The following is a 22,456-nucleotide window of genomic DNA, read 5'->3' as shown; positions in this document are numbered from 1 at the left end:
CGGGCCGGCCACGTCGGCCGGGGCCGTCATTTCGCCTGTTTCGTTGGATAGTTCGCGTTGGTGAAACCGATAAACCCACGGATATCGTCAGTGCACTGGAAACGTTACGTCTCACGGGGAGCTCACTGTGAAGCGCCGCACTTTGCCCGTTGCTGCCGCGTTCGCCGCCGCCGCAACCTTGCTGCTGACGGCCTGCGGAGGCGGGGACGACAAGTCCGGTGACAGCGACAAGATCGCCGGCGCCGACCAGGGGGCGGAGAAGCCGAGCGCATCGGCGGAGCCCCCGGGAGCACCGGCAGAGGACAAGCCGGACGGCGTGGACGTGTCCCTGCCCGCGGACATCGACCTGGTCTTCGACTGGGAGAAGCCCAAGGACGAGAACGAGGCGGCCGCCATGGACGACGCGGCCAACTTCTTCCGGGCCATCTACCGGGGCGTCGACAAGCGCACGACCGAGGACGCCGCCCTGGTCGCCTACTCCACAGGCGATGGCTCGAAGTACGCGAGGACGCAGATCGACGTCAGGCTCGAAGGCGGCTGGACGGCGACCGGCACCCGGCGCCACTACCAGGCAACCACCCGCTCCGCGCCGAACGGCAACTCAGTGGAAGTCGCCTTCTGCGTGGACTCGAGCAAGTTCTACTCCAAAGAGGTCAAGACCGGAAAGGTCCTGAAGGGCACGCCCAGCATCACGGACTTCGATTACTTCAAGATCATCATGGTCAAACTCCCCACCGGAGACGGCCTGTGGCAGGCGTCCAAGGTGTACGTCGAGGGGAAGGCGGCGAAGTGCCAGTGACCAGGTCACGGCGTACGACCCTCAGCACAGGCGCGGCCGCCCTGACACTGGCTCTAGGCGTCGCCCTCGCGGAACCGGCCCACGCGGGAGAGCAGCCGAGCAACACCCAGGGCTCCGCCACGGAGCAATCGGGCGGCAGTGACGGTACCGGCATCTACGCCGCCGCCCGGATCACGTACTCCGGATCCGTAGCCAAGAACGGCGGCACGGGCAACGTGACGTCCGCGGATGTCAACTGGACGCCGCCGCCCTGCTGGTACGCCCCCTACCTCGGCGCCAAGGACTTCAAGAAGAAGATGTCCGAGGACATCGAGGGCCAGATGAACGCGCCCGGCATGGGCGGCCACGCAGGCGCGGCGCTCGGCGAGTTGCAGCGGCACTACGAGGACGAGTACGGCTGGACCGACACCCCCGGCTACAAGGACTACAACGTCGACAAGGACGGCGAGGGGATGTTCTGGGCCGCCGTCGAGAACCCCGACGAACCCGACATCCTCAAGCGGAGTTCCTGCAACGACCTCCCCTTCTGGGTCGAGAACGGCGAGGCCCCGCCGCCCCAGTACGAAGAGGCCATCACCCCGGAGATCCTCGCCGCCCTCGCCTACCAGCACATGCAGTTGCCCGACACCGAGGTCAGCATCAGGCCCGAGGAAACCACCAAGGTGAATCTGCCGACCTGGGCGTGGCTCGACAAGGCCGTCTTCGACGAGGTCCAGGCCACGGCGGCCATCAACGCCCCAGGCTTCGCCCTCCAGGCCACGACGACCGCCAAGCCGGTGTCCCTCAAACTGGAGCCGGGCACCGACGACGCCGAGACGTACCCGGCCTCCGGCGAGTGCACGATCAACGCCGACGGCTCCATCGGCGAGCCGTACGCCCGGGGCAAGGCCGACGACACTCCACCCTGCGGCCTCAAGTACCTCCGCTCATCCGGCAACGGGACCTTCGATCTCCAGGCCACCATCACCTGGGAGATCGCCTGGACCGGCACCGGCGGCGCGGGCGGCGACCTGCCCGACGGCACCTTCGGCGCCACTCAGGAGGTCACCGTCCAGGAAATCCAGTCGGTCAACAGATGAGGGGCCGACTGTGTTCGCTGCGGCGAAACCACGAACCCCACCGATACCGTCATTGCCCTTGATTGCACATCCGTCCCACGGGGAGTCACTGTGAAGCGCCGCTCTTTGCCCGTTGCTGTCGCGTTCGCCACCACGGCGACCCTGCTGCTGACCGCGTGCGGCGGAGGGGAGGAGACGTCCAGGCCGGACGACGAGATCGCCGGGGCGGACACGGGGGCTTCCAAGAGCGCCGCGTCACCCAGCACCGGGTCGGCCGGCTCCGTCGAGCGGCCGAAGATCAGCCTCCCCAGTGACGTCAAGAACGTCTTCGAACAGTGGAAGACCGGAGACCCGTCCAAGGACGCGCTTCTCGAGGATGTGACACAACGCATCAACGCGACCGACGCGGCGATCGTCGCGGAGGATTCCGACTCCGAGGCCCTGCGCTTCTACTACAAGGGCGAGGCGCTGGCCGGAGCCGCCACGTGGGTGCAGCGCTACGTGGACGACGGCAAGTCCATCACCGGCACGGTGCGCTTCTACAACCCCGACCTGGTGATGGTCGACAAGGACACGGCTGCTCTCGCCTACTGTGCGGACGAGACCAAGGCTTCGGACAAGGATCGCAAGACCGGCAAGGCGGACAAGATTTCCGTGAGCAGGGACTCGTACGTCGCGTACAACACCCGCGTCGAGAAGGACGAGAACGGGGTGTGGCAGACCACCAGCCTCCTCTCGGACCGGGGGAACGCCAAGTGCGCCTCGTGACCTCTCGCACGAGGCGGGCCGCTGTGGCGGCGACTGCCGCGGTCCTGGCACTGGTCCCCGGCACCGCGTTCGCGGAACGGGGCGGCGGCAGCTCCCAGGGAAGCTCGACGGAGACGAGCGGCGGGCGTGACGGCAGCAGCCTCGTCTCCAGGGTCGTCTACCGCGGATCCACCGCCGGCACCCAGGGCGGCGACGGCGGCGGCAGCCTGAAGCCCGTGGGTGACTGGACACCCCCCGCCTGCTGGTACGAACCCCGGTCCGCCGAGGAGTTCCGTACGTACGTGGAGAACATGTACGACGAGACCGTGAGCACCCCCGGCCAGCACAGCTACGCCAAGAGCGCGGTCGGCATGTTCCGGAACGACTACAAGGACGGCACGTACGAGAACTACAACCTCGACAAGAAGGACGAGGGCAACTGGTGGGTCGCCGTCCGTGACGAGGACCGCATGATGGAGCCCGAGGCCCAGGCCTGCGACAGGCTGCCCTTCTGGGTCCAGAACGGCGACCCCGTCCCCGTCGCCGAGGCGATCACCCCCGAAGTCCTCGCGGAACTCGCCTACAGCCGCATCGAACTGCCCGCGACCGAGGTGACCCTCGCCCCCGAGCAGACGACCAAGGTGAACCTGCCCACGTGGGCCTGGCTGGACAAGGCCAGGTTCAAGGAGGTCTCGGTCACCGCCGCGATCGACGCGGGCGCTCTCGGCATCCAGGCCACCACGACCGCCAAGCCCGTCTCCCTGAAGCTGGAGCCCGGTACACCGGACGCCGAGACGTACCCGGCCTCCGGCGAGTGCACGATCAACGCCGACGGCTCCATCGGCGAGCCGTACGCCCGGGGCAAGGCCGACGACACTCCGCCCTGCGGCCTCAAGTACCTCCGCTCATCCGGCAACGGGACCTTCGATCTCCAGGCCGCCATCACCTGGGAGATCGCCTGGACCGGCACCGGCGGCGCGGGCGGCGACCTGCCCGACGGCACCTTCGGCAACGACCAGGCAGTCACGGTCCAGGAGATCCAGTCCGTCAACCGGTGAGCCCAGCAGCCGCGACTCAAGGAGGCTGACGCCCTCCGTTGTGTCTCCCGGACGTCAGAGAAAGGTGCACCGGTTCAGAAAGCGCCCTGGTATCGACACCAAAGCACCAGGCATCGTCAGGTTCCGTGTGTACACGGCCTCCAGCACAACGGCGAGACCGATGTCCAGGGCGTCCGCCGACCCCGAGCACGTCCCGCACAAGGTGCGCGGGTTGTTCCAGCTCGAACGCCTCATGAGCACGCCCGCGCCCGGACGGGCGAGTTCATGGCTGCGCTTGCCACCGGCCTGGACGTACGTGTACGAGCGCCCGGCGACCTGGATGCGCAGGCCACGCCGCTGGCGGCTCGTCCCGTAGACGTTCCGGGAAAGGACCGCCGGGTCCCAGTCCACCCGCAGTTCCCCTCGGGCCAGGAGAGGACGCCGCAGGTACCGCAGCCCGAGGTAGGTGACGAGTGGGAAACTGTTACCCCCGACTGCCACCTCGCAGTACTCCGAGGGGTAGTCATTGTGCTCCGTGGGGAAGGCCAGCTCGATACGGCCGAGGCCGTCCACCTGACCGGCCCATGAGAACACCTCACCTCGGCGCCCTCGAATGGACGCCCTTCGATGAAGCTCAAAAAGCACCCCGCTCAAACCTTGACCCCTTCCTCGTTCTTCGGGCGAAAGCCGACAGTAGAGCAATGGTGATAGGCGGGCCGCCGGGCGCTGAAGATCCATGTGGTCGGGTTGCGCAAGTCGGGGAGATTCCGGTCCGCAACCGAGGCATGGTGGCCCCTCTCATATGCTGCAGCAGCGATGACGTGAACGACTCACGTGCCGTCGCCGGGAATGTCAGCGAACGGGGAGGATGTCGGCTGTGGGGCCCACAGATGCGGACGATGCCGCCGAGTTGAGGAAGCGGGCCGAGCGGTTGCGGGAGTGTGCGCGTGAGGCACGGGCGCTGGCGCGCAGGCTGGGTCCCTATCTCGACGACGCTGTGAAGAAGGCCGTTCCCCGCGCCGCCTCCCGGGCGGGCAACGGGGCGGACGCCATCTGGCAGGGCCCGTTCGCCGACGAGTGCACAGCCCTGTTGCAGCAACGGCAGCGCACGCTGAACGGCATGGGCGGCGCCCTGCTGGCCGACGCGACCCGGTGGGCGAACGAGGCCGACGAACTGGACCGGCAGGCCAAGGAGAAGGACAAGGCCAAGACCGGCACCGGGACGGGCGGCAGCTGATGGGCTTCCGAGGGTTCGACGCCTCCAGGCTCACCGCGCTCGCCGGCGACCTCGACAGGCTCGCCGTTAACGCGGGCAAGCTGCACAGCCAGTTGGCCGCCGTTCTGACCTCCGCCCAGCAGAACCTGCCGTCGGGACAGAGCGCCTCCCGCGACCCCGACCTGCAGGCCCTGGTCGGCGACGTGGTTCCCCTGCCCTCGTTCTTCGGCGGCCGCAGCCGGCTGCCCGGCTCCCTGACGGGCGAGCTCGGCGACATGCAGTCGTCAATGAAACGCCGGATCAGGCAGTTGGAGGGCATACAGGAGCTGGCCCGCAACGGATACCCCGTCGCCGATGGCAACGTGTTCCTCGACGAGAAGGCTCCCGACGCCAAGAAGATCGATGATGCCCTGCGCGGCCTGCGGGCGCTCGACGGCAAGGACTTCGGGACCAACGGCAACCGTGACGACCTGGAAGAGGTCTCGGGCAGGCTCGACGGACTGACGGCAGCCGAGCTCGACGCCCTCATGTCCAAGGCGTCACCCGAGGAACTCGCCTTCTACAACGAGCTCATCACCGACACGGGTGACTCCGGCTGGAACCCGTTCGACGAGAACGGCCTGCCCGAGGACAGGCGCCGGGCCACGCTCAGCCTGATGCTGTCGAAGATCAGCCCGCAGAACATTCCCCGGTTCCAGGCCGCCTTTCCCGGGATGCAGCCGACGTTCACCAACACCGGCGCGTACGAGCAGGGTGGCAACAACCAGAACGGCCAGACCAACAGCGGCATCCACTGGGCGCCGCCCGGCGACCCTCTGTTCGTGAACGGTGTCTCGGCCGACGACGTCAACCAGAACCAGTTCGGTGACTGCTGGTACGTCGCCTCACTGGCCGGACTGGCGCAGAAGAACCCCCGGTTCGTCCAGGAAGGCATCAAGGAGAACCCGAACGGCACGGTCAGCGTCCGCGTCTGGGACAAGGAGGGCAACCACCACTGGGTCACCATGTCCGCCGATCTGCCCACCGACCAGAACGGCAATCCCATCAGCACCTACGGCAACGGCGAGTCCTGGCCCGCGTACTACGAGAAGGCCTTCGCGATGGCCTACTCGGAGGACGGCGACAACGAGCGCGGCTACGGCGGCATCGAGGGCGACGACCCGAAGAAGTCCGCCCCCTATCTCACCGGCCAGGAGGGCGAGGACCTGACGACGGGCGGCTTTCTCGGCATCGGCGAGGACGAGGACAAGAACCTGGACTCCCTGAAGAGGGCGTTCGAATCGGGCAAGGTCGTCACCGTCTCCACTCCGGCCGACGAGAGCCTGGACAAGGACCACCCCAAGGAATGGGGCAGCACCTACCACAGCAACCACGCCTACTACGTCCGCGGCTTCACCGACGACGGCAAGGTCATCCTCGCCAATCCCTGGGGAACCTCCGGCTATCCGCCGATCACCGTGACGCAGGAGCAGTTCGACAAGTACTTCCAGGCGCCGGAGGCGTTCGATGTCCCGTGACGACGCACAGGTGAAATACCCGTTCGAGTTCGACGGGCGATGGGTGCTGCGCTACCACATTCCTTACACCGTCGAGCACGACGGCTCCACCCATCGGATCGTCGCGACGATCTTCGCCCGGCCATCGGTGCACGGCCGGATCCAGATCAACCGCGACGGGCAGCTCATCGCCGAGTACGACGAGCTGGTGCCCGGAAGCCTGGTGGAGATCACCGGGGACGCGTGGCGGGTGGCGGAGATCGAGTACCGGACCCGCGTCGTGCTGGAACGCGTCACGGATGACACGAAGGAGGAGACCGGGTGCACAGGCCGGTGAGTAGGTACCACGTCGCAGGCTCCGTGTTGGCGGTGCTCGTGCTGGCCGGGTGCGGATCGTCCGCCGGTGAGGGCGGCGGGGGCTCGACGACGGCTCCGGAGACGACACGGACGGCGGCCGAGGACAGGGGTCCGGTGTGTGCGGGCGAGGCGCCTCAGGACGGGGTGCACGTCCTGCGCGGTGGCGGCTTCCTGCTGCCGGGCGGCGGGGGCGTGCAGTACGCCGGGGCCCGCGCCGACGGCACCACCCGCGAGGCGGTCCTCCGTGACGGTGCCCGCTACGAGGCCGGCCGGCGCGAGTGGACCGTGCGGCCCGGGTCGCGGGTCACCGTCTCCGGCCGCGCCTACACCGTCCGGCAGATTTGCTCCTACCGCGTCGTACTCGAACCGAGGGCCGCCGGGGACAAGGCCGCACTCGCGGCGCCGCCCGAGTCCATGGAGCCGGAGGGCGGCGCGGGGGACGCCCCCCTGTGCTTCACCACCGACCGGGGTGTGCGGGCGTCCGCGGCGGCCGGATTCCCGGCGAAGGGCGAGGAGCTGTCGCTCCTCGGCAACGGCGGAGTACAGCGCTTCCCCACGGGCCTGTCCCTCACCGTCTCGTACCTCGACACGGACGCGGGCACGGCGGGCATCGCCGGGAACTGCGCGGCGGTCACGGTGGCGGCGTACGAGGACGTACGGGTCGGCGATCCGGTGGAGTTCGCGGGCGTGCTGTTCGAGGTCTCCGCGATCACCGAGCAGTCGGTGCGGCTCACGCGTACGAGCGCATAGCCTCCCGGCCGGACCCGCCCGCAGGCGTTCTGCGTCAGGCTCCGTTGTGGTACGAGCGGGCAACCGCTCTTGGCACCCCCCGTACCTTCCGCCGGTCGCGAGTCGAGGAGAACTGCCTGGGCACCCGACCCCTGCAGCGCGCCTTCCAGCTTTTCGGTGGGAATCGCGACCCACGACTGCTCCTCACCCATCGCGTCCACCAGGCCGGCCACTGTGGAAAAGGCGAGCGCGACGAGTCGCGTCCCACCAGACTCGGCTTCCAGAGGGAGGAGCAACACGTCGACCGTGCCCTCCAGACGAGGCGTACCGTCGTCGTCCCTCGACACATCCGTCATGGTGGGAACCACAAGGACGTCCGGGGCTTCTTGAACAGACTGGGCCGCATGCGTCCGGGCAGGCTACGAGGAGGCCTGGGCGTGGGGCAATCGACGATGCCCGGCGTCCGCTACTTCTTCTTGTCCTGCGCGTCCTTGGCGTCCTGCGTGCACTGCTGCGCCTCGTCACGCAGGGCCTTGGCGACGGTTCCGCACTTGGTCTGCCAGCCCCGCAGCTTGCCCCGGACGTCGTCCGCGTTGGGGCCCGCCCAGGACTTCATTCCGGTCGTGCTGTGGTTCTTGGCGGTGTCGACCAGTGAGTCGATGTGGTCGGCCAGCGATCGCAACTGACCGGCCCGCTGGTTGAGTTCCTGTATGTCAGGATTTGCCATGGCAGCCTCCCCCGCTGTCTCGACGGCCAGGATACGGTCGCACCCGCGGGAGCCCCGTTCGGGGGCCCTTCCCCCAGTCCGGCCCGGATGAACACGAGTTGTTCACCTGATCATTCCAACCTCCCTTGTGCCGGGCGGGAACTGGCCGTGGTGCGATAGCGTCCACTGTTGCAAACGGATAGTCCGCTTGTTCCTGATGACACGGGGAGGATCGCCATGGATCGCGGTGCAGATCTCACACGGCTCCGGGAGTTGTCGAAGACGTACGCCCGGAAGGCGCACGACCTGCAGATCCTGATCAAGGACCTGCAGTCGGCCACGGCAGACAGCTCCGGCTACTGGAAGGGCCCGAAGGCCGACCGCTTCCGGGACGACTGGCGCGATGTGAAGCCGACCTTCGAGAAGTGGGTCGACACGCTGAACGAGGCCAGCAAGTCCGCGAACACCAGCGCCGACAACATCGAGCGCGCCACCTGATTCCACGGCGGATCGCGCGGAGTGCACAGCCGGCCGGGGCGCCGGGGCCACGACCCTCAGCGGTCGGCCCGGGCGCCCCGGCGGCGTTCGTACGGGGCCCGGGCGTCAGACGCTCCGCTGGTAGGAACGCGCCTGGGCCGCGGACACCTTCTCGGGCTCGTCCCGGATGGCCGCGTCGACGATCGGCAGCAGTCCGCCCACCTGCTCGCCCAGTTTGCGGTGGCGTCCGGCCACCTCGCGGTGCCAGGCACGCGCGTTCTTCCCGACCCACACCTTGTCGCCGCCGATGTCCTCGGCCGGCCTCTTGAGGGTCCTGCCGAGGCTTTCCACCTCCTTGGCCAGGTCATTGCGCAGTTTCTGCAGATCGGCCCTTCTGGGATTCGGGACGCTCGATTCGGACTCCACCATTAGTATTACCTTCCGAATTTCATGTCGCGCTCGGAATTGCTCCCGCTGTCGGCGTTCCATAATCTAGGCCAATGGCTTCCAGCGGTATGCCCGAGAGCGAACCCGAATACCTCGTCCTCCCCACGATGAACGGTTCCCCGCTCGCCGACGACACCGTCGAAGTGACCCTCGTCCCCGTCACCGGGGCGGGCGGCCGGGACCAGCTCGTCGCACTCGCGTTCACCTCGGTCTCCCTGCTGGTCGAGGCGATGGGGGAGGAACAGCCGTGGGTGGTCCTCCCGGCGGGTGAGGTCGATGAGGCGCTGCTGGGATCCGGCGCCGAAGCGGTACTGGTCGATCCCCGGCTTGCCGTCGGCGCGGATTAGGAATCGCGTGATGGTCGACCCGAACTTCTCCGGCATCCACCCGGAAAACCTGCTGAGGACCATCAAGGACCTGGAATCGGGCAGCAAGGCGTTGCACAGCGCGAAAACCGTCTACCTCTCCAGGTTCCGTGCGCTCGGTCTGGACACGGCACATCTGAACGAGATCGGGAGGATCGCCGGCTGGGTGGACGACGAACTCCCCATGCTGCGCCGTAGGCAGGCCCTGGCGGCGGCCATGGAGAAGGACCGAGAGGGGTTCAGGGGCGGAACCGGGACCATGGTGCGGGTGCGTGAGCCCGTTTTGGGGATCGGCGAGGCGAGGGCGGAGGGCGGGGCACTCGCCGAGGAGATCAACGAGGCGGCGGAGCTCGGACCGGGTGCGGCAGGCGCGGAATTCCACCGGATCGCGGCGGTGCTGGCCGCGCACAGGGGGGACCCGGATTTCGCCTCGGCGTTCTACGCGAAGATCGATCCGGCGTTGCTGAAGGTGCTGCCGGTGACCGTCGCCGCCGCGAAGGCTCCGACGGCGGAGGCCGACGCGAAGCTCTTCGGCCACGCCTTCACCACCGCGGTCGACACGGATCCCCCGGCTCCCGGCTTCGCCAAGGCGGTCGCCCTCTTCCACGGTGACATCGGCGAGGACGAGCCGACGGCCGTGTTCAACAGGGCGCTCATGCAGGGCGACGACGCCGAGCTGTGGGCCGTCGCGTGGAAGCACACGAAGATCGCGGTGAAGAAGCTCGGCGATCCGGCGGACACGTGGTCCGACACGGCGGGCCTGCTGGCGTCCGTCATCGGCATGCAGGCGAAGTACGCCGGGCACTTCTGGGAACGGTCGCAGAGGTTGTCCGACGAGGCGAGCCGGCTGTATCAGCGGCGCGTCAACAGTATGTCGGCGGAAGAGCGACGGAAGTTCAAGAAGGACACCAGGCGGGCCGCCCGCGCCGCCCGGAAGTCCGCCCGGGATGCGGAGCGCGTCCTCGCCAGGTTCGGCATGGGGTCGTTCTCGCGGTTGATGGAATTCTCCGTGGCGGACGGTGGCAGCTGGCTGATCGGCAAGGTCCCCGGTCTCGCCCCGCCGAACTCGACCACGCTGTTCGGCCGCGCACTCCACACGGGCGGCAAGCTGCCGCTGGTCGGCACGGTGCTCACCGTCGGTGCGATCGGTTGGGACATCGGCCACGGCGAGGAGAAAGACGTGGCCGTCGCAGCCAACGTGGGTGGGATGGCTGCCGGATCCGGTATGACCGCAAGCACGATGGCCTTCGTAGCATCGGCTGGAGGTCCGGTCGGGTGGGGCATTGCAGCCGGCGTCGTGGTCGGATTCGGCGTGGGTTACGGAGTCTCCTATGCCCTCAAGACTCCAACCGGCAAGCAAGCCGTCAACGCAGTGACCGACACAGTCAAGGATGCGGGCACAGCAGTCAGTGACGCCGCGTCCCGTGTCAAGTCCTCGTTTGGCGGGTGGTTCTCTTGAATCGGAGCAGCGCGGGTGAGGACCAGCAGCGCTTCGCGAAAGGGTTTTCAGAAGGCCCGCGCCCGGTGACACCCACCCCTCGCATGATCTGGGGTGTCCTCGGCGGGTCCCTGCTCTGCCTCGGGCTGGCGCTGTTCTTCTGGCTACCGTCGCAATCCCTGGTCCACGATCTGCGTGCGGACGGAGTCACAGTTGTCGCCACAGTGACTGGAGTCGACAACAAGCCCCGCTACGTGCGAGTCCGGCTTCTCCAAGGCGCTCGATCTGGAACGGAGACGGAACTTTGGGACTACGCGGGCATGCTCCCTGACGCGCATTCTGGCGACTCGATGATGGTCACGTATGACCCCAAGGACCCGTCACGCGTTCTTCTGCATAGCTGGGTCGTCGATCCGCCGACAAACTTGCCCGCGTTTGGCGCCTCGGCCCTCGCCGCCCTCTTCCTGGCAGGGGCACTCATCGGTGCCGTTCGTCGTCGGCGGCTGCTCCGTGCCGGCGTTACCCGTTCGTCACCGCCTGCACAGGCATGAACGACCCACCCGTCACGAACAGCCCGCTCCCCGCTGCTCCTCCGCCGCTGTTGGACGGCAGGCGGATGCCGAAGAGTTCGCCTTCCGAGGGGCTCTGCGGGGTCAGCAGCAGGCCGTTGCGGGACTTGCGGGCCTCTACGGCGAAGCCACGGTACTGGCCCGAGAGGCTGTCGGTGGCGCCGGCCGCGACGAGGCCGATGCCGCCGTCGGCGCCCTTGCGGACGACGGTTTCCAGGGCCTCGTCGAGGCGGGTGTCGTAGAGGAGTTCCGCGTCGTCGACGATCACGACGTAGGAGCCGCCGGACGCCTTGTCCACCAGTTCGTCCAGGTCGTCCTCGCGGCTGTCGGCGTTCAGCAGGCCCAGGACGCCGTCCCGGCCCTCCAGCTCGCGCAGCGGTGAGCGGCGCGGGGCGACCAGCACCACGGGTGTGCCGGAGCGCAGCAGCGTCTCCGTGGCGGCGACCAGGAGGGTGGACCGGCCGGACTTGGGCGGGCCCGCGATGACGAAGCCGGGGCCGTTCTCCTCCAGGTCGATGCCGACGGGCCGGAGTTCGTCGCCGCCGACGCCGATGAGCGCCCAGAGCGGGGACGGCGGTGTGAAGTCCGGGTCGAGGGCGAGAGCCTCCGGCACCGTGATGCGCGAGGGCAGTGCGTCCACCCGCATGGGCCGCCGTCCGGCCGGTACCCGGCCGTACCGGGCCGCCGCCTCCTCGGCGATCTCGCGCAGCGCGCGCACCTGCGCCTGGCCGGCGGGGTCGTCCGTGAGCAGGCCGATCTGGGTCTCGTCCACGCCCGTGTCGGTGAGGCGCAGGGCGCGTCCCGGAGGCATGTTCTTGGGGACCTCGCGGGGCTGGAGCCCGGCCGTGGAGTAGTCGTTCGGGTCGGCGAAGCGCAGCACCAGGCGGTCGGCGAAGGCGGACGAGACGTGGCCGCTCAGGCCGCTGCGGTCGGCGGTCATGACGACCTTGAGGCCGACCGCGGAACCCTCGCGGAAGATGCGCTGGGCGGCCTCGAGCAGCTGGCCGTAGTTGTAGGCCTCGAAGGCGGAGGCGAAGCCCTCCCAGCTGTCCAGCAGGAGCACCATCCAGGGAAGGCGGTCCTCCGGGGCGGCCGTCGCGCGCTGTTCGGCGGCGCTGGACGCGCCTTCCATGGCGAGGAGTTGCTGCCGCCGGGCGATCTCCGCCAGCAGGCGCTCGATGAGGCGCCGGACCCGGTCCGGCTCGTCGCGGGTCACCACGGCACCGACGTGCGGCAGCCGCATCAGCGGCAGCAGCGCGTTGGAGCCGCAGTCGATGCCGTAGAGGTGGACGTCGTGCGGGGAGGTGCTGCGGGCGAGCGAGCCCGCCAGCGTCCGCAGGGCGGTGGAGCGGCCGGAGCGGGCACCGCCGAGCAGCATGGTGTGCTCACCGTGCACCAGGTCCAGGGACAGCGGCGTGCGGGACTGCTTGGCCGGCAGGTCGATCAGGCCGTACGGGACGGGAGCCACGTCCGCCGGACCGGTCTCCGCCGACTGCTTGCCGTACGCGACGAGTTCGTCGAGGGTGACGTGCTCGGACAGGGGCGGCAGCCAGGGGCTGCGCTGTTCGCCGAAGCCCATGCGCCGGGCGCCGTCGCGCACCGCGTCGACGAGGACGGCGAGGTCGGTGACCATGGTGCCGTCGTCCTCGGCCTCGGCCCGCTTGGGCAGCGGACGGCCGTAGGCGCTCAGGGGCAGCGGCAGCAGTGTCGCCTTCGGGCCGGTGCCGCCCGTGGCGGGACGGCGGCCACCGATGCGCGCCGACTGCACCCCGACCAGGGACTGCGCCCCGGAGCGGACGTACATGCGGCCCGGTGTGGACTTGGCGATGGCGCCCGAGTCCGGCGCCTCGATGACGTCGATGGACTCCGAGGCGTCCGTCACGCGCAGCGCGATCCGCAGGTTGGTGTTGGCGCGGATGTCCGCGCTGACCACACCGGCCGGCCGCTGGGTGGCCAGGACCAGGTGCACGCCGAGGGAGCGGCCCCGGCGGGCGATGTCGACCAGGCCCGCGATGAAGTCGGGGAGTTCGGCGACCAGCGAGGCGAACTCGTCGATCACCAGGACCAGTCGGGGCATCGGCTCCAGCTCGGGCCGGAGCTTGCGGGTGTCGTTGTAGTCCTCGATGTCCTTGGCGGCGGCGTCGAAGAGGATCTTCTCGCGGCGGTGCAGTTCGGCGGCGAGCGAGGCGAGGGCCCGCTCGGTGAGGTGGGCGTCCAGGTCGCTGACCATGCCGACCGTGTGCGGCAGCCGGGCGCAGTCCATGAAGGCGCTGCCGCCCTTGTAGTCGATGAGCACGTAGTTGAGCGCGTCGGGCCGGTTGGCGACGGCCAGCGAGGTGATGATCGTCTGCAGCAGTTCCGACTTGCCCGCGCCGGTGGTGCCCGCGACCAGGGCGTGCGGCCCGTCCCGGCGGATGTCGAGGACGAAGGGGCCGTCCGCGGCGATGCCGACGGGGGCCGCCGTGGTGGAGCCGCCCGCCCGCCAGATCCGCTCGATGTCCGTCCCGGCCGGGTCCGGCATGCCGAGCAGGGTCAGCAGCCGGGCGGAGGTCGGCAGGGCACTGCCCGCGTCGTCCCGGCTGACGTCGCGGACGGGGGCGAGGGAGCGCGAGAGCAGCTCGCACCACTCCGGCGTGACCTGGTCGGCCAGGACCTCCCCGGCGGCCTCGAGCCCGTGGCCGCGGACCCGGACGTGGTGCGCGGCGTCGGGGGACCAGGCGACGACGGCCTTGCACTCCTCCGGCAGCAGACGCTCGTCCTCGTCGACGCAGAGGGCGAGGATGCCGTACTGGGGTCCTTCGGCGAGCAGTTGCGGCACACCGGGTACGCGGCGCAGCAGCCGGGCCCCGTCGAGGACGAGCAGGACGTCGGGGTCCGGGTACAGCTGTCCCGTCATGGTGTGCTGCTCGCGGGAGGCCTTGCGCCGGGCCAGTTCGTTCAGCAGCTCGTTGACGCGGCGGGTGACTCCCTCGGAGTCGAAGCCGACCAGCGCGACACAGTCCTGGCCCTGGTCGGGACCGGCGTGGGGCAGCCAGTGCGCCCAGTGCCAGTCGGCGCCGGCGTTCGGGGTGGACACGAGGGTCACGAGGGAGAGGTCCCGCGGGCTGTGCAGCACCGCGGCCTGGACGGCGAGCCAGCGGGCGGTGGCCAGGGCGCGGCCCCGGTCCCCGGCGACACCGACCACGCCGAGCTCGGCGAAGGGGAGGGTGACGGGTACGTCCGGCAGGACGGGCGGCTCCGGGCGCTCCTCCTCGTACAGGGAGCCGCCGCGGCCCAGGACGAGTTCGACGTCGGACGGCAGATGGCCGGTGCCGACCCTCAGCTGCAGGGCGTCCGGGTCGGTGAGCCGGCGCTCCCACAGACGGCGGCGCGGTCCAGTGGCGAACAGCAGGATCTCGGCCGGGTCGGGGCTGTCCGCGCGGCGGGCGCGCTGCTCCTCCTTGGCGAGGACGGCGAGTTCCGCCTCGTGGGCGGCGAGGTCCTTCTTGTACTGCTTGACCGAGGTCTTGTGCTTCTTCTTGCCCTCGCGGTTCTCGCTGAGCCACTGGGCGGCCATCATCATCGGGCTCATCAGGCAGAACAGCAGCATGTAGATCTGCTGGGTGAGGAAGTACATGCCGATGCCGAACAGCATGGGCATGAACGCCAGGATGAACTGGAAGCGCGCCCGGTCGCCCTTGGTGGGCGGTACGGGCACCACGAGCCGGCGCCGGGGCCGCAGGGGGGACAGGCGGGGCGGGCGGTTGTAGGCGAGGCCGCCCTCGCTCATCGCGGACAGGTGGGCGTCGGGTTCGGCCACCCGGTCCAGGACGAGCAGCGAGTCGCCGACGCGGACGACACCGCCGAGCGGCCAGGGCGTGCCGGACGTGACCGGCTCGTCGTCGAGCAGCACCTCGGCGCCGTTCTCGGGGGCGAGCGTGGTGCCGCCCTTCATGTCGACCGTGAGGCGGAGGGCGACCGGCGGCAGCGAGGTGTCCGTCAGGGGCAGCGAACAGGTGGGCGCGGAACCGGCGGTGGCCGCCCCGATCCCCAGCCGGACCACCCGCCCGGAGGCGGGGCCGCCGGCCACTCTCAGCTCGTACTGTCCCACCGGTTCGCCCCGGCGCAGCAGCGGGCCCACCGAGTCGTCGACCGACACCCGCATGCCGTCCTGCAGGACGGCCGTCGCCGGCGCGGCCGGATCGCAGCGCTCGCCGTCGGCCCACAGGAACGGCACCCCCGGGCCCGCCCCGTGACCGTACGGGGAGAACCCCGACGCGCCGGGCAGGGCGACCACGTTGGCGGGCACGCCGGCCGGGTGACCGGGCTGCCCGAGGGCGCTCGCCAGTGCCTGCGCCACATCGGCCGCGGTGGCGGTGTCGTCCGTGGTGACGACGACGTCCTGCGGCTCACCGCCCTCCCGTACGACCGTGACCAGCATCTGCATGGCGGTTCATCCTCCCCGTCGGCCCCTGCGGCCAGGTTCGTTGCTTCAGCTGACGAGGACCGGTCGCGGTCCCCGCCGCGGCCGGCGCCTCGTCCCGGCGCCGGGCGTCGGACGGCCGGCGGCGCGAAGATCTCGCCGACGGGACACATTAGTGAGTGCCGGGCGTCGGACGGCTACCGGGAGGAGCGGCGAACGCCCTACCCGACCTTCGACAGACGGGCCTTCGGGCGTCCGGAGGGTTTGCTGTCCGACTCGTACACGAGGTCGTCGCCGACGGGGGTGAGACGGACCGTGTGGGCGGCCTGGTTGCAGACGTCACGGTTGGTCTTCGCGCCGACGGAGGTCGTGACGAGCTGCTTCTCCGTGACCTGTTTCAGGGTGAGGACGTCGTCGCAGACGCCGCCGAAGATGTCCGTGTGCCGGAGGGTGCCCACCCGCTCGCCCACCTTCGCCTGGTGGAGCGTCACCCGGAACGTGCCGAGCGGGATGGCGATCGTCTCGCGGGAGTTGGCCTGCCCCTCCCAGGTGCCGAGGTAGCCGGCGGGGACGGTGAGGGGCGCCTGCGGCGTCTTGGCCTCGTCACCGGAACCCGCCTTGTCGCGGGTGGAGTTGCCCGGCAGCAGGTCGAGCACGAACACGGAGCCGACGGTCACGGCGGCCAACGCGCCCGCGACGGCGAGGGCGACGGTACAGCTCACGCGCCGGCCCCTGCCGCTGGGGCCGGGGGAGGCCGTGGCGGCGACGGAGACGGAGAGCTTGCCGGGGCGGGGGGATGCCGTGGGCTGGGTGGGCGGGTGAGGGCCCGCGTGCGGCGGCGCGGACGGGTGCGCGGGCGAACTCACCTGCGGCGGAACGGAGTCCGGACCGGCCGTGGTCCGGCCGGTGGGTGTGTCGAGCGGTTCGGGAAGGACGGCCGCACCCGGCCCCCGCGGCGTCGGCATGACCGGGGGCGGGCCGAAGGCGCCGGCCGACGCCGTGCCGGCTGCCGGGCCGCCGGCGTGCGACGGACCACCGTGCCCACCACTCACCGCCCCCGCAGCGGGCCACGGGCCGAAGGCGCCGGCCGCCGCACCGCCCGCCGGGGCATCGGCCCTCGACGGACCACCGTGCCCACCGCTCACCGCCCCCGCCGTCGGCCCCGCGGCCCCCGACGGGTCGCCCGGCTCCCGGGGGACGCCCTCCGAGGTCTCGCCCACCGAGGGCCTGCTGAACCCCACCGGCCCCGACGGCCCCTCCCCCGTCGCGTCCAGGTTCAGCAGTCGCACCGCGCCCCTGCTGACCTGCTCGACCAGGGGCCCGGGCAGCCACCCGCCCGCCACCAGGCGGGCCGCGCCGCCCTCCGGGGCGAGACGGCGGGCCACCTCGGCGGGGGCCGGGCGGGCGGACGGATCCTTGTCCAGGCAGGCCTCGGCCAGTTCGCGCAGCTCGCCGTCCACCGCGCCCAGCTCGGGCGGCTCGTGCACGACCTTGTACAGCAGCGCCGCCGAGGAGTCTCCGGGGAAGGGCGGCCGGCCGGTCGCCGCGTACGCCAGGACCGCGCCGAGGGAGAAGACGTCCGCCGCGCCCGTCACGCCCTTGCCGAGGATCTGCTCGGGGGACATGTAGCCGGGTGAGCCGATCGAGACGCCGGTGGAGGTCAGGGAGGCCGTGCCGTCCACGGCGCGGGCGATGCCGAAGTCGATCAGCAGGGGGCCGTCGAGGGTGAGCAGGACGTTGGACGGCTTCACGTCCCGGTGCACCAGGCCCAGCTCGTGCACGGCCGTCAGCGCCTCGGCCAGACCCGCGCCCAGGGTCCGTACGGTGTGCTCGGGCAGGGGTCCGGCGTCCGTGACCGCCGCCGCGAGGGAGGGGCCCGCCGCGTAGGCGGTGGCGACCCACGGGACCCGGGCCTCGGGGTCGGCGTCCAGGACGGACGCCGTCCAGGCGCCGCCGACCCGGCGCGCGGCGTCGACCTCGCGGCGGAACCGGGCGCGGAACTCCTCGTCCAGCGCGAAGTGCGGATGCACGATCTTCACCGCGACGGTGCGGCCCCCGGCGCTGCGGCCCAGGTAGACCCGGCCCATCCCGCCGGAGCCGAGCCGGCCGAGCAGCCGGTAGGGCCCCACGACCGTGGGTTCGTCCGCATCGAGCGGCCGCATGGCGTCCACCCCTCCCCCGTCACGCCCCTACGCCGGAGCCCTCCAGCAGGGTAGTGCGCCGGCCGCGCCGCCCGCCCGGGGTCACGGCCGCAGCAGTTCCACCGTGACGTCCGCGGGGAACCCCGTCGTCGGTCCCACCCGGCGGGCGAACTCCGCGACCGCCGCGAGCTGCGGGGCGCCGAAGCTGAAGTCGAGGGTGGTGAAGTACTGGGCCAGCGTCCGCTCGTCGAAGTCCTCCCAGCGGGCCGCCTGCTCGGCGACCTTGCCGACCTCCTCCAGGGAGAGGTTGCGGGAGGCGAGGAAGGCCTCGTGCACCTTGCGCGTGATGACCGGCTCGCGCTCGGCGTACTCGCGCCGGGCCGCCCAGACGGCGAAGACGAAGGGCAGGCCCGTCCACTGCTTCCACAGGGCGCCCAGGTCGTGTACGTCGAGGCCGTAGCGGGGGCCGTCGAGCATGTTCGCGCGCAGGGCCGCGTCCCCGATGAGGACGGCCGCCTCGGCCTCCCGCATCATCAGGCCAAGGTCGGGCGGGCAGGTGTAGTAGTCGGGCCGTACGCCGTACCGCTCGGCGAGGAGGAGCTGGGCGAGGCGCACGGAGGTGCGGGAGGTCGACCCGAGGGCGACCCGGGCACCGTCCAGCCGCTCCAGCGGGACCTGCGAGACGATCACGCAGGACATCACCGGGCCGTCGCAGCCGACGGCGATGTCGGGGAAGGCGACGAGCCGGTCCGCGTGCCTGAGGTACTCGACCAGGGTGATGGGCCCGATGTCGAGGTCGCCCTGCACCAGCTGCTCGCTGAGCTTCTCGGGGGTGTCCTTCGTCAGCTCGAAGTCGAGGAGCGTGCCCGTTCTCGCGAGCCCCCAGTACAGGGGCAGGCAGTTCAGGAACTGGATGTGGCCGACGCGCGGCCGGGTGCGAGGATTGTCCACATCGTGAGGCTAGTCCTCGGCCGGAGCGGAAGGACCTCCGCCCCCTCGTACAACATTGAACGACCGGACGGGTGTGCCGCGAGGGGCATGCAAACATTCGGGTGACGTGATCTTGGCCTCTCTTGCATTCGGGCGCCCGCGTGCTAGGCTTCTTCGCAAGTTGCAGTTTGGTTTCCCTTGCAGTACAGAGCCTGCGGAGCATGTGACCGCGGGCTCTCGTCGTTCTCAGACGGATGCAGTTGTGCGGAATTGGTCTTCACACTTGCTGGTTCTGGAGCAGGGCAACCCTTTGGGCCCAAGGAGGGCTTATGGCTACCGGAACCGTGAAGTGGTTCAACGCCGAAAAGGGCTTTGGTTTCATCGCCCAGGAAGGCGGCGGCCCCGACGTCTTCGTCCACTACTCCGCGATCAACGCGAGCGGCTTCCGCTCCCTCGAGGAGAACCAGCAGGTGTCCTTCGACGTCACGCAGGGTCCGAAGGGCCCGCAGGCGGAGAACGTCACCCCGGTCTGATCCTCCGATCCGGGAACGACTAGCAGTACCCAAGGAGCCCCGCGCCGTCAGGCGACGGGGCTCCTGCCTTTTCGGCACCCCGTTGAATTCCCGGCGAATTCTTCGCATACGCGCGGCACGTTCCGCGCGAATTCCGCGCCGGGCTCCATCACCGTATGAATGGGGCACATCGCCGCGACAGGGCAGCATTCCCCTCTCCCGGTCCCGCATTCACCCGTCCGGTCCCCGGAATGCGCGCATGCGGGTAGGGTCACCGCCCATGACCGCCGCCGACGCCGATCACGTAGCCGCCACCCGCACCTTCTACGACGCCGTCGCCGAGGACTACGCGGCCCTGTTCCGTGACCAGCTCACGGTGAGGCCGCTGGACCGGGCGCTGCTGGCCGGTTTCGCCGAGCTGGTGGGGGAGGACGGCCGGGTGGCCGACCTGGGGTGCGGCCCCGGTGTGGTGACCGCACACCTCGCCTCCCTCGGCCTCTCCGTCTTCGGCCTCGACCTGTCGGAGGGGATGCTCGCGATCGCCCGCCGCGAGCACCCCGGCCTGCGTTTCGAGCACGGCTCGATGCGGTGGCTGGACCTCCCCGGCGGGAGCCTGGAGGGCGTGGTCTCCTGGTACTCCACCATCCACACCCCGCTGGACGAGCTGCCCGCCGTCTACGCCGAGTTCCGCCGGGTCCTGGCGCCCGGGGGCCACCTGCTGCTCGCGTTCCAGTGCGGCGACGAACCCCGCCGCCACGAGCACCCCTGGGGCCACCCGGTCACCCTCGACTTCCGCCGCATGCGTCCGGAACGCGTCGCCGCGCTCCTGGAGGCGGCCGGTTTCACCCTCGTCCAGCAGACGGTGCGCGCGGCCGACACGGACCAGGGCGAGTCGACCCCCCAGGCGCTCCTGATCGCCCGCGCGACGGAGTGACCTACCCGCCGTACAGCCCCTCCACCTCTTCCGCGAAGTCCCGCAGGATCTCCGCGCGCCGCAGCTTCATCGACGGGGTCAGGTGGCCCGCCTCCTCGGTGAAGTCCACCGGGAGGACGGTGAAGCGGCGGATCGACTCCGGGCGGGAGAGCATCTTGTTCGCCTCGTCGACGGCGCGCCCGAGGACCGCCAGCAGCTCCTCGTCGTCCGCCAGGAGTTTCGCGGGGACCGGGTGCCTGCCGTTCATGCGGCGCCAGTGGGTGATGCCGTCGGGGTCCAGGGTGATCAGGGCGGAGACGTAGGGGCGGTTGTCGCCCACCACCATGACCTGGGAGATCAGCGGGTGTGAACGCAGCCAGTTCTCCAGCGGCGCCGGGGCGACGCTCTTGCCGCCCGCGGTGATGATCAGCTCCTTCTTGCGGCCCGTGATGGTGAGATAGCCCTCGTCGTCCAGTTCGCCGAGGTCGCCCGTGGGGAGCCAGCCGTCGGGGGCCGCGGGGACGACCCCGCCCGCCTGGGGGTCCCAGTAGCCGCGCAGCACGTGGTCTCCCCCGACCAGGATCTCGCCGTCCGCCGCGATCCGGATCCGCGTGCCGGGCAGCGGCCAGCCCACCGTGCCGAGGCGGGGTTTCAGCGGCGGGGTCACCGTCGAGGCGCCCGTGGTCTCCGTCAGGCCGTAGCCCTCGAAGATCTCGATGCCGGCACCGGCGTAGAACGCGGCGAGACGGCGGCCGAGCGGGGAGCCGCCGCAGATGGCGTAGCGGACCCTGCCGCCCATGGCGTTGCGCAGCTTGCGGTAGACGAGCGGGTCGTAGAGGGCGCGCGCCGCCTTCAGCGAGCGGGACGGGCCGGGGCCCGCGCCGGTCTGCCGGGCCTCGAGGGCCTCGCCGTAGCGGCGGGCCACCGACACCGCGCGGTCGAAGGTGGAGAGCCGCCCGCCCGACTCCGCCTTCGCGCGGGCGGTGTTGAAGACCTTCTCCAGCATGTACGGGATGGCCAGCAGGCAGGTGGGCCGGAAGCTCGCCAGGTCCGGCAGCAGGTCCTCGGCCGCCAGGCTCGGCGCGTGTCCGAGGCGCACCCGGGCGCGCACGCAGGCGACGGCGACCATGCGGCCGAAGACGTGGGACATCGGCAGGAAGAGAAGCACGGAGGCCTCTTCGCCGGTCCGGGCCCTGAAGACGGGGTAGAGCAGCTCGATCGCGTTGTCCACCTCGGCGAAGAAGTTGCCGTGGGTGAGGGCGCAGCCCTTGGGGCGGCCGGTCGTGCCCGAGGTGTAGACGAGGGTGGCGAGGGTGTCGGGGACCAGCATGCCCCGGCGCACCTCCACCTCGGCGTCCGGGAGGTGGGCTCCCGCTTCCGCCAGGGCGTCGACATGGCCCTTGTCCATGGTCCACACCCGTCGCAGGTCGGGCAGGTGCGGCAGCTCGGGGCCGAGGGCGGCGGCCTGGGCCGCGGTCTCCGTGATCACGGCGACCGCGCCGGAGTCGTGCAGGATCCAGCGGGCCTGGAAGACGGACGAGGTGGGGTAGAGGGGGACGGTGACCAGTCCGGCCGCCCAGGCGGCGAAGTCCAGGACCGTCCACTCGTAGACGGTGCGGGCCATGACGGCGATCCGGTCGCCCGGCGCCAGGCCCTCGGCGATCAGTCCCTTCGCGACGGCCATGACCTCGGCGGCGAACCGCCGCGCCGTCACGTCACGCCAGCTGCCGTCCGCCGTCCTGCGGCTGAGGACCACCGCGTCCGGCGCCGCGCCCGCGTTGTCGAACGGCAGGTCGGCGAGCGATCCGTGCCGCACCTGCTTCGCGAACGGCGGTACGGACGCTTCCCGTACGACTCCGTCCAGCCGCCGGGTCTCGGGCTCGACGAGGACCGGTGCTCCGTAGACGTCGTCGTCGAGAGCGGTGGAGGAATGCGCGGTGGACACGGGCGGCTCCTGGGGCGTGCAGCGGAACTGCGTGATGCCACGACGTACGTGCCTCGCACGCCGAGGCGCTCACCAGTGGGTCCCGCGAGGGGACGGCCACCGGTCGGTGCCGGGATCGTACGGGCCCGACGTGGCGGGTCTGTGCGGGTACGGGAAGGGTCCCGGGCCGGGC

20 protein-coding genes and 1 pseudogene are annotated in these 22,456 nt (G+C 70.6%); 14 read left to right on the top strand and 7 right to left on the bottom strand.

Going from position 1 to position 22,456, the window contains the following annotated elements; all coding sequences use genetic code 11:
- Nucleotides 1-127 precede the first annotated feature (127 nt).
- The 9 genes from F1615_RS27965 to F1615_RS27925 all read left to right on the top strand — a co-directional run bounded on the left by F1615_RS27965 (nucleotide 128) and on the right by F1615_RS27925 (nucleotide 7,460).
- Complete coding sequence (locus F1615_RS27965) at nucleotides 128-799, top strand: hypothetical protein (protein WP_149551819.1); 672 nt, start codon at nucleotides 128-130, stop codon at nucleotides 797-799.
- Nucleotides 796-1,878 (top strand): hypothetical protein, encoded by a 1,083-nt coding sequence (locus tag F1615_RS27960; protein ID WP_149551818.1) that lies wholly within the window; start codon nucleotides 796-798, stop codon nucleotides 1,876-1,878. Before F1615_RS27965 ends, F1615_RS27960 begins: the two co-directional genes overlap by 4 nt.
- Before the next feature lie 105 nt (nucleotides 1,879-1,983).
- Nucleotides 1,984-2,625 (top strand): hypothetical protein, encoded by a 642-nt coding sequence (locus tag F1615_RS27955; RefSeq protein WP_244328878.1) that lies wholly within the window; start codon nucleotides 1,984-1,986, stop codon nucleotides 2,623-2,625.
- A 23-nt stretch (nucleotides 2,626-2,648) separates the two neighbouring features.
- Nucleotides 2,649-3,662: a hypothetical protein gene (locus F1615_RS27950; protein WP_149551817.1), complete on the top strand. Its 1,014-nt coding sequence runs from the start codon at nucleotides 2,649-2,651 to the stop codon at nucleotides 3,660-3,662.
- 160 nt (nucleotides 3,663-3,822) lie between these two features.
- Nucleotides 3,823-4,017 carry a hypothetical protein gene (locus F1615_RS27945; protein ID WP_149551816.1) on the top strand — a complete coding sequence of 65 codons (195 nt, stop codon included), beginning with the start codon at nucleotides 3,823-3,825 and terminating at the stop codon, nucleotides 4,015-4,017.
- 501 nt (nucleotides 4,018-4,518) lie between these two features.
- Nucleotides 4,519-4,878, top strand: coding sequence for a hypothetical protein (locus F1615_RS27940; RefSeq protein ID WP_149551815.1), 360 nt, complete (start codon nucleotides 4,519-4,521; stop codon nucleotides 4,876-4,878).
- Nucleotides 4,878-6,374, top strand: a complete 1,497-nt coding sequence (locus F1615_RS27935) for a C2 family cysteine protease (RefSeq protein ID WP_149551814.1) — start codon at nucleotides 4,878-4,880, stop codon at nucleotides 6,372-6,374. The genes F1615_RS27940 and F1615_RS27935 overlap by 1 nt, the downstream gene beginning before the upstream one ends.
- The gene (locus F1615_RS27930; protein ID WP_149551813.1) at nucleotides 6,364-6,690 is read left to right on the top strand and encodes a hypothetical protein; all 327 of its coding nucleotides are present in this window, start codon (nucleotides 6,364-6,366) and stop codon (nucleotides 6,688-6,690) included. The genes F1615_RS27935 and F1615_RS27930 overlap by 11 nt, the downstream gene beginning before the upstream one ends.
- Nucleotides 6,687-7,460, top strand: coding sequence for a hypothetical protein (locus tag F1615_RS27925; protein ID WP_244328877.1), 774 nt, complete (start codon nucleotides 6,687-6,689; stop codon nucleotides 7,458-7,460). The genes F1615_RS27930 and F1615_RS27925 overlap by 4 nt, the downstream gene beginning before the upstream one ends.
- 110 nt (nucleotides 7,461-7,570) lie before the next feature.
- Here F1615_RS27925 and F1615_RS37010 read toward each other — a convergent pair.
- Together F1615_RS37010 and F1615_RS27915 are read right to left on the bottom strand one after the other, a co-directional pair.
- A pseudogene (locus tag F1615_RS37010) lies at nucleotides 7,571-7,795 on the bottom strand (SAV_915 family protein); the annotation flags it as partial.
- A 110-nt stretch (nucleotides 7,796-7,905) separates the two neighbouring features.
- On the bottom strand, nucleotides 7,906-8,166 hold the full coding sequence (locus F1615_RS27915) for a hypothetical protein (protein ID WP_149551811.1): 261 nt from the start codon (nucleotides 8,164-8,166) through the stop codon (nucleotides 7,906-7,908).
- A gap of 216 nt (nucleotides 8,167-8,382) precedes the next feature.
- On the opposite strand from F1615_RS27915, the gene F1615_RS27910 reads away from it, so the two are divergent.
- Nucleotides 8,383-8,643 (top strand): WXG100 family type VII secretion target, encoded by a 261-nt coding sequence (locus tag F1615_RS27910; protein ID WP_149551810.1) that lies wholly within the window; start codon nucleotides 8,383-8,385, stop codon nucleotides 8,641-8,643.
- A gap of 105 nt (nucleotides 8,644-8,748) precedes the next feature.
- On the opposite strand, the gene F1615_RS27905 is transcribed toward F1615_RS27910, so the two are convergent.
- Entirely contained in the window at nucleotides 8,749-9,051 is a 303-nt protein-coding gene (locus F1615_RS27905; RefSeq protein WP_149551809.1) for a hypothetical protein, read from the bottom strand.
- A 71-nt stretch (nucleotides 9,052-9,122) separates the two neighbouring features.
- On the opposite strand from F1615_RS27905, the gene F1615_RS27900 reads away from it, so the two are divergent.
- Nucleotides 9,123-9,416, top strand: coding sequence for an SAV_915 family protein (locus F1615_RS27900; protein ID WP_149551808.1), 294 nt, complete (start codon nucleotides 9,123-9,125; stop codon nucleotides 9,414-9,416).
- A 10-nt stretch (nucleotides 9,417-9,426) separates the two neighbouring features.
- Entirely contained in the window at nucleotides 9,427-10,893 is a 1,467-nt protein-coding gene (locus F1615_RS27895) for a hypothetical protein (RefSeq protein ID WP_149551807.1), read from the top strand.
- Between the two features lie 498 nt (nucleotides 10,894-11,391).
- On the opposite strand, the gene F1615_RS27890 is transcribed toward F1615_RS27895, so the two are convergent.
- From F1615_RS27890 to F1615_RS27880, 3 genes are all read right to left on the bottom strand, one after another.
- A complete protein-coding gene (locus F1615_RS27890; protein WP_149551806.1) occupies nucleotides 11,392-15,867 on the bottom strand; it encodes an FtsK/SpoIIIE domain-containing protein in 4,476 nt (1,491 codons plus the stop codon).
- Nucleotides 15,868-16,064: 197 nt separating this feature from the next.
- The gene (locus tag F1615_RS27885) at nucleotides 16,065-18,005 is read right to left on the bottom strand and encodes a serine/threonine-protein kinase (protein ID WP_149551805.1); all 1,941 of its coding nucleotides are present in this window, start codon (nucleotides 18,003-18,005) and stop codon (nucleotides 16,065-16,067) included.
- An 81-nt stretch (nucleotides 18,006-18,086) separates the two neighbouring features.
- On the bottom strand, nucleotides 18,087-18,935 hold the full coding sequence (locus F1615_RS27880; RefSeq protein ID WP_149551804.1) for a menaquinone biosynthetic enzyme MqnA/MqnD family protein: 849 nt from the start codon (nucleotides 18,933-18,935) through the stop codon (nucleotides 18,087-18,089).
- Nucleotides 18,936-19,243: 308 nt separating this feature from the next.
- Here F1615_RS27880 and F1615_RS27875 point away from each other — a divergent pair, with 308 nt between their 5' ends.
- Nucleotides 19,244-19,447 (top strand): cold-shock protein, encoded by a 204-nt coding sequence (locus F1615_RS27875; protein ID WP_003992177.1) that lies wholly within the window; start codon nucleotides 19,244-19,246, stop codon nucleotides 19,445-19,447.
- Nucleotides 19,448-19,706: 259 nt separating this feature from the next.
- Nucleotides 19,707-20,360 carry a class I SAM-dependent DNA methyltransferase gene (locus F1615_RS27870; RefSeq protein WP_149551803.1) on the top strand — a complete coding sequence of 218 codons (654 nt, stop codon included), beginning with the start codon at nucleotides 19,707-19,709 and terminating at the stop codon, nucleotides 20,358-20,360.
- Between the two features lies 1 nt (nucleotide 20,361).
- Here the strand turns inward: F1615_RS27870 and F1615_RS27865 are convergent, their stop codons facing one another.
- Nucleotides 20,362-22,284, bottom strand: a complete 1,923-nt coding sequence (locus F1615_RS27865) for an AMP-dependent synthetase/ligase (protein ID WP_149551802.1) — start codon at nucleotides 22,282-22,284, stop codon at nucleotides 20,362-20,364.
- Nucleotides 22,285-22,456: the final 172 nt, after the last annotated feature.

Source organism: Streptomyces marokkonensis, from assembly GCF_008312835.1.
Taxonomy (GTDB): domain Bacteria; phylum Actinomycetota; class Actinomycetes; order Streptomycetales; family Streptomycetaceae; genus Streptomyces; species Streptomyces marokkonensis_A.
The sequence above is the reverse complement of the archived record's forward strand: the minus strand, read 5'-3'. Positions and strand labels throughout refer to the sequence as shown.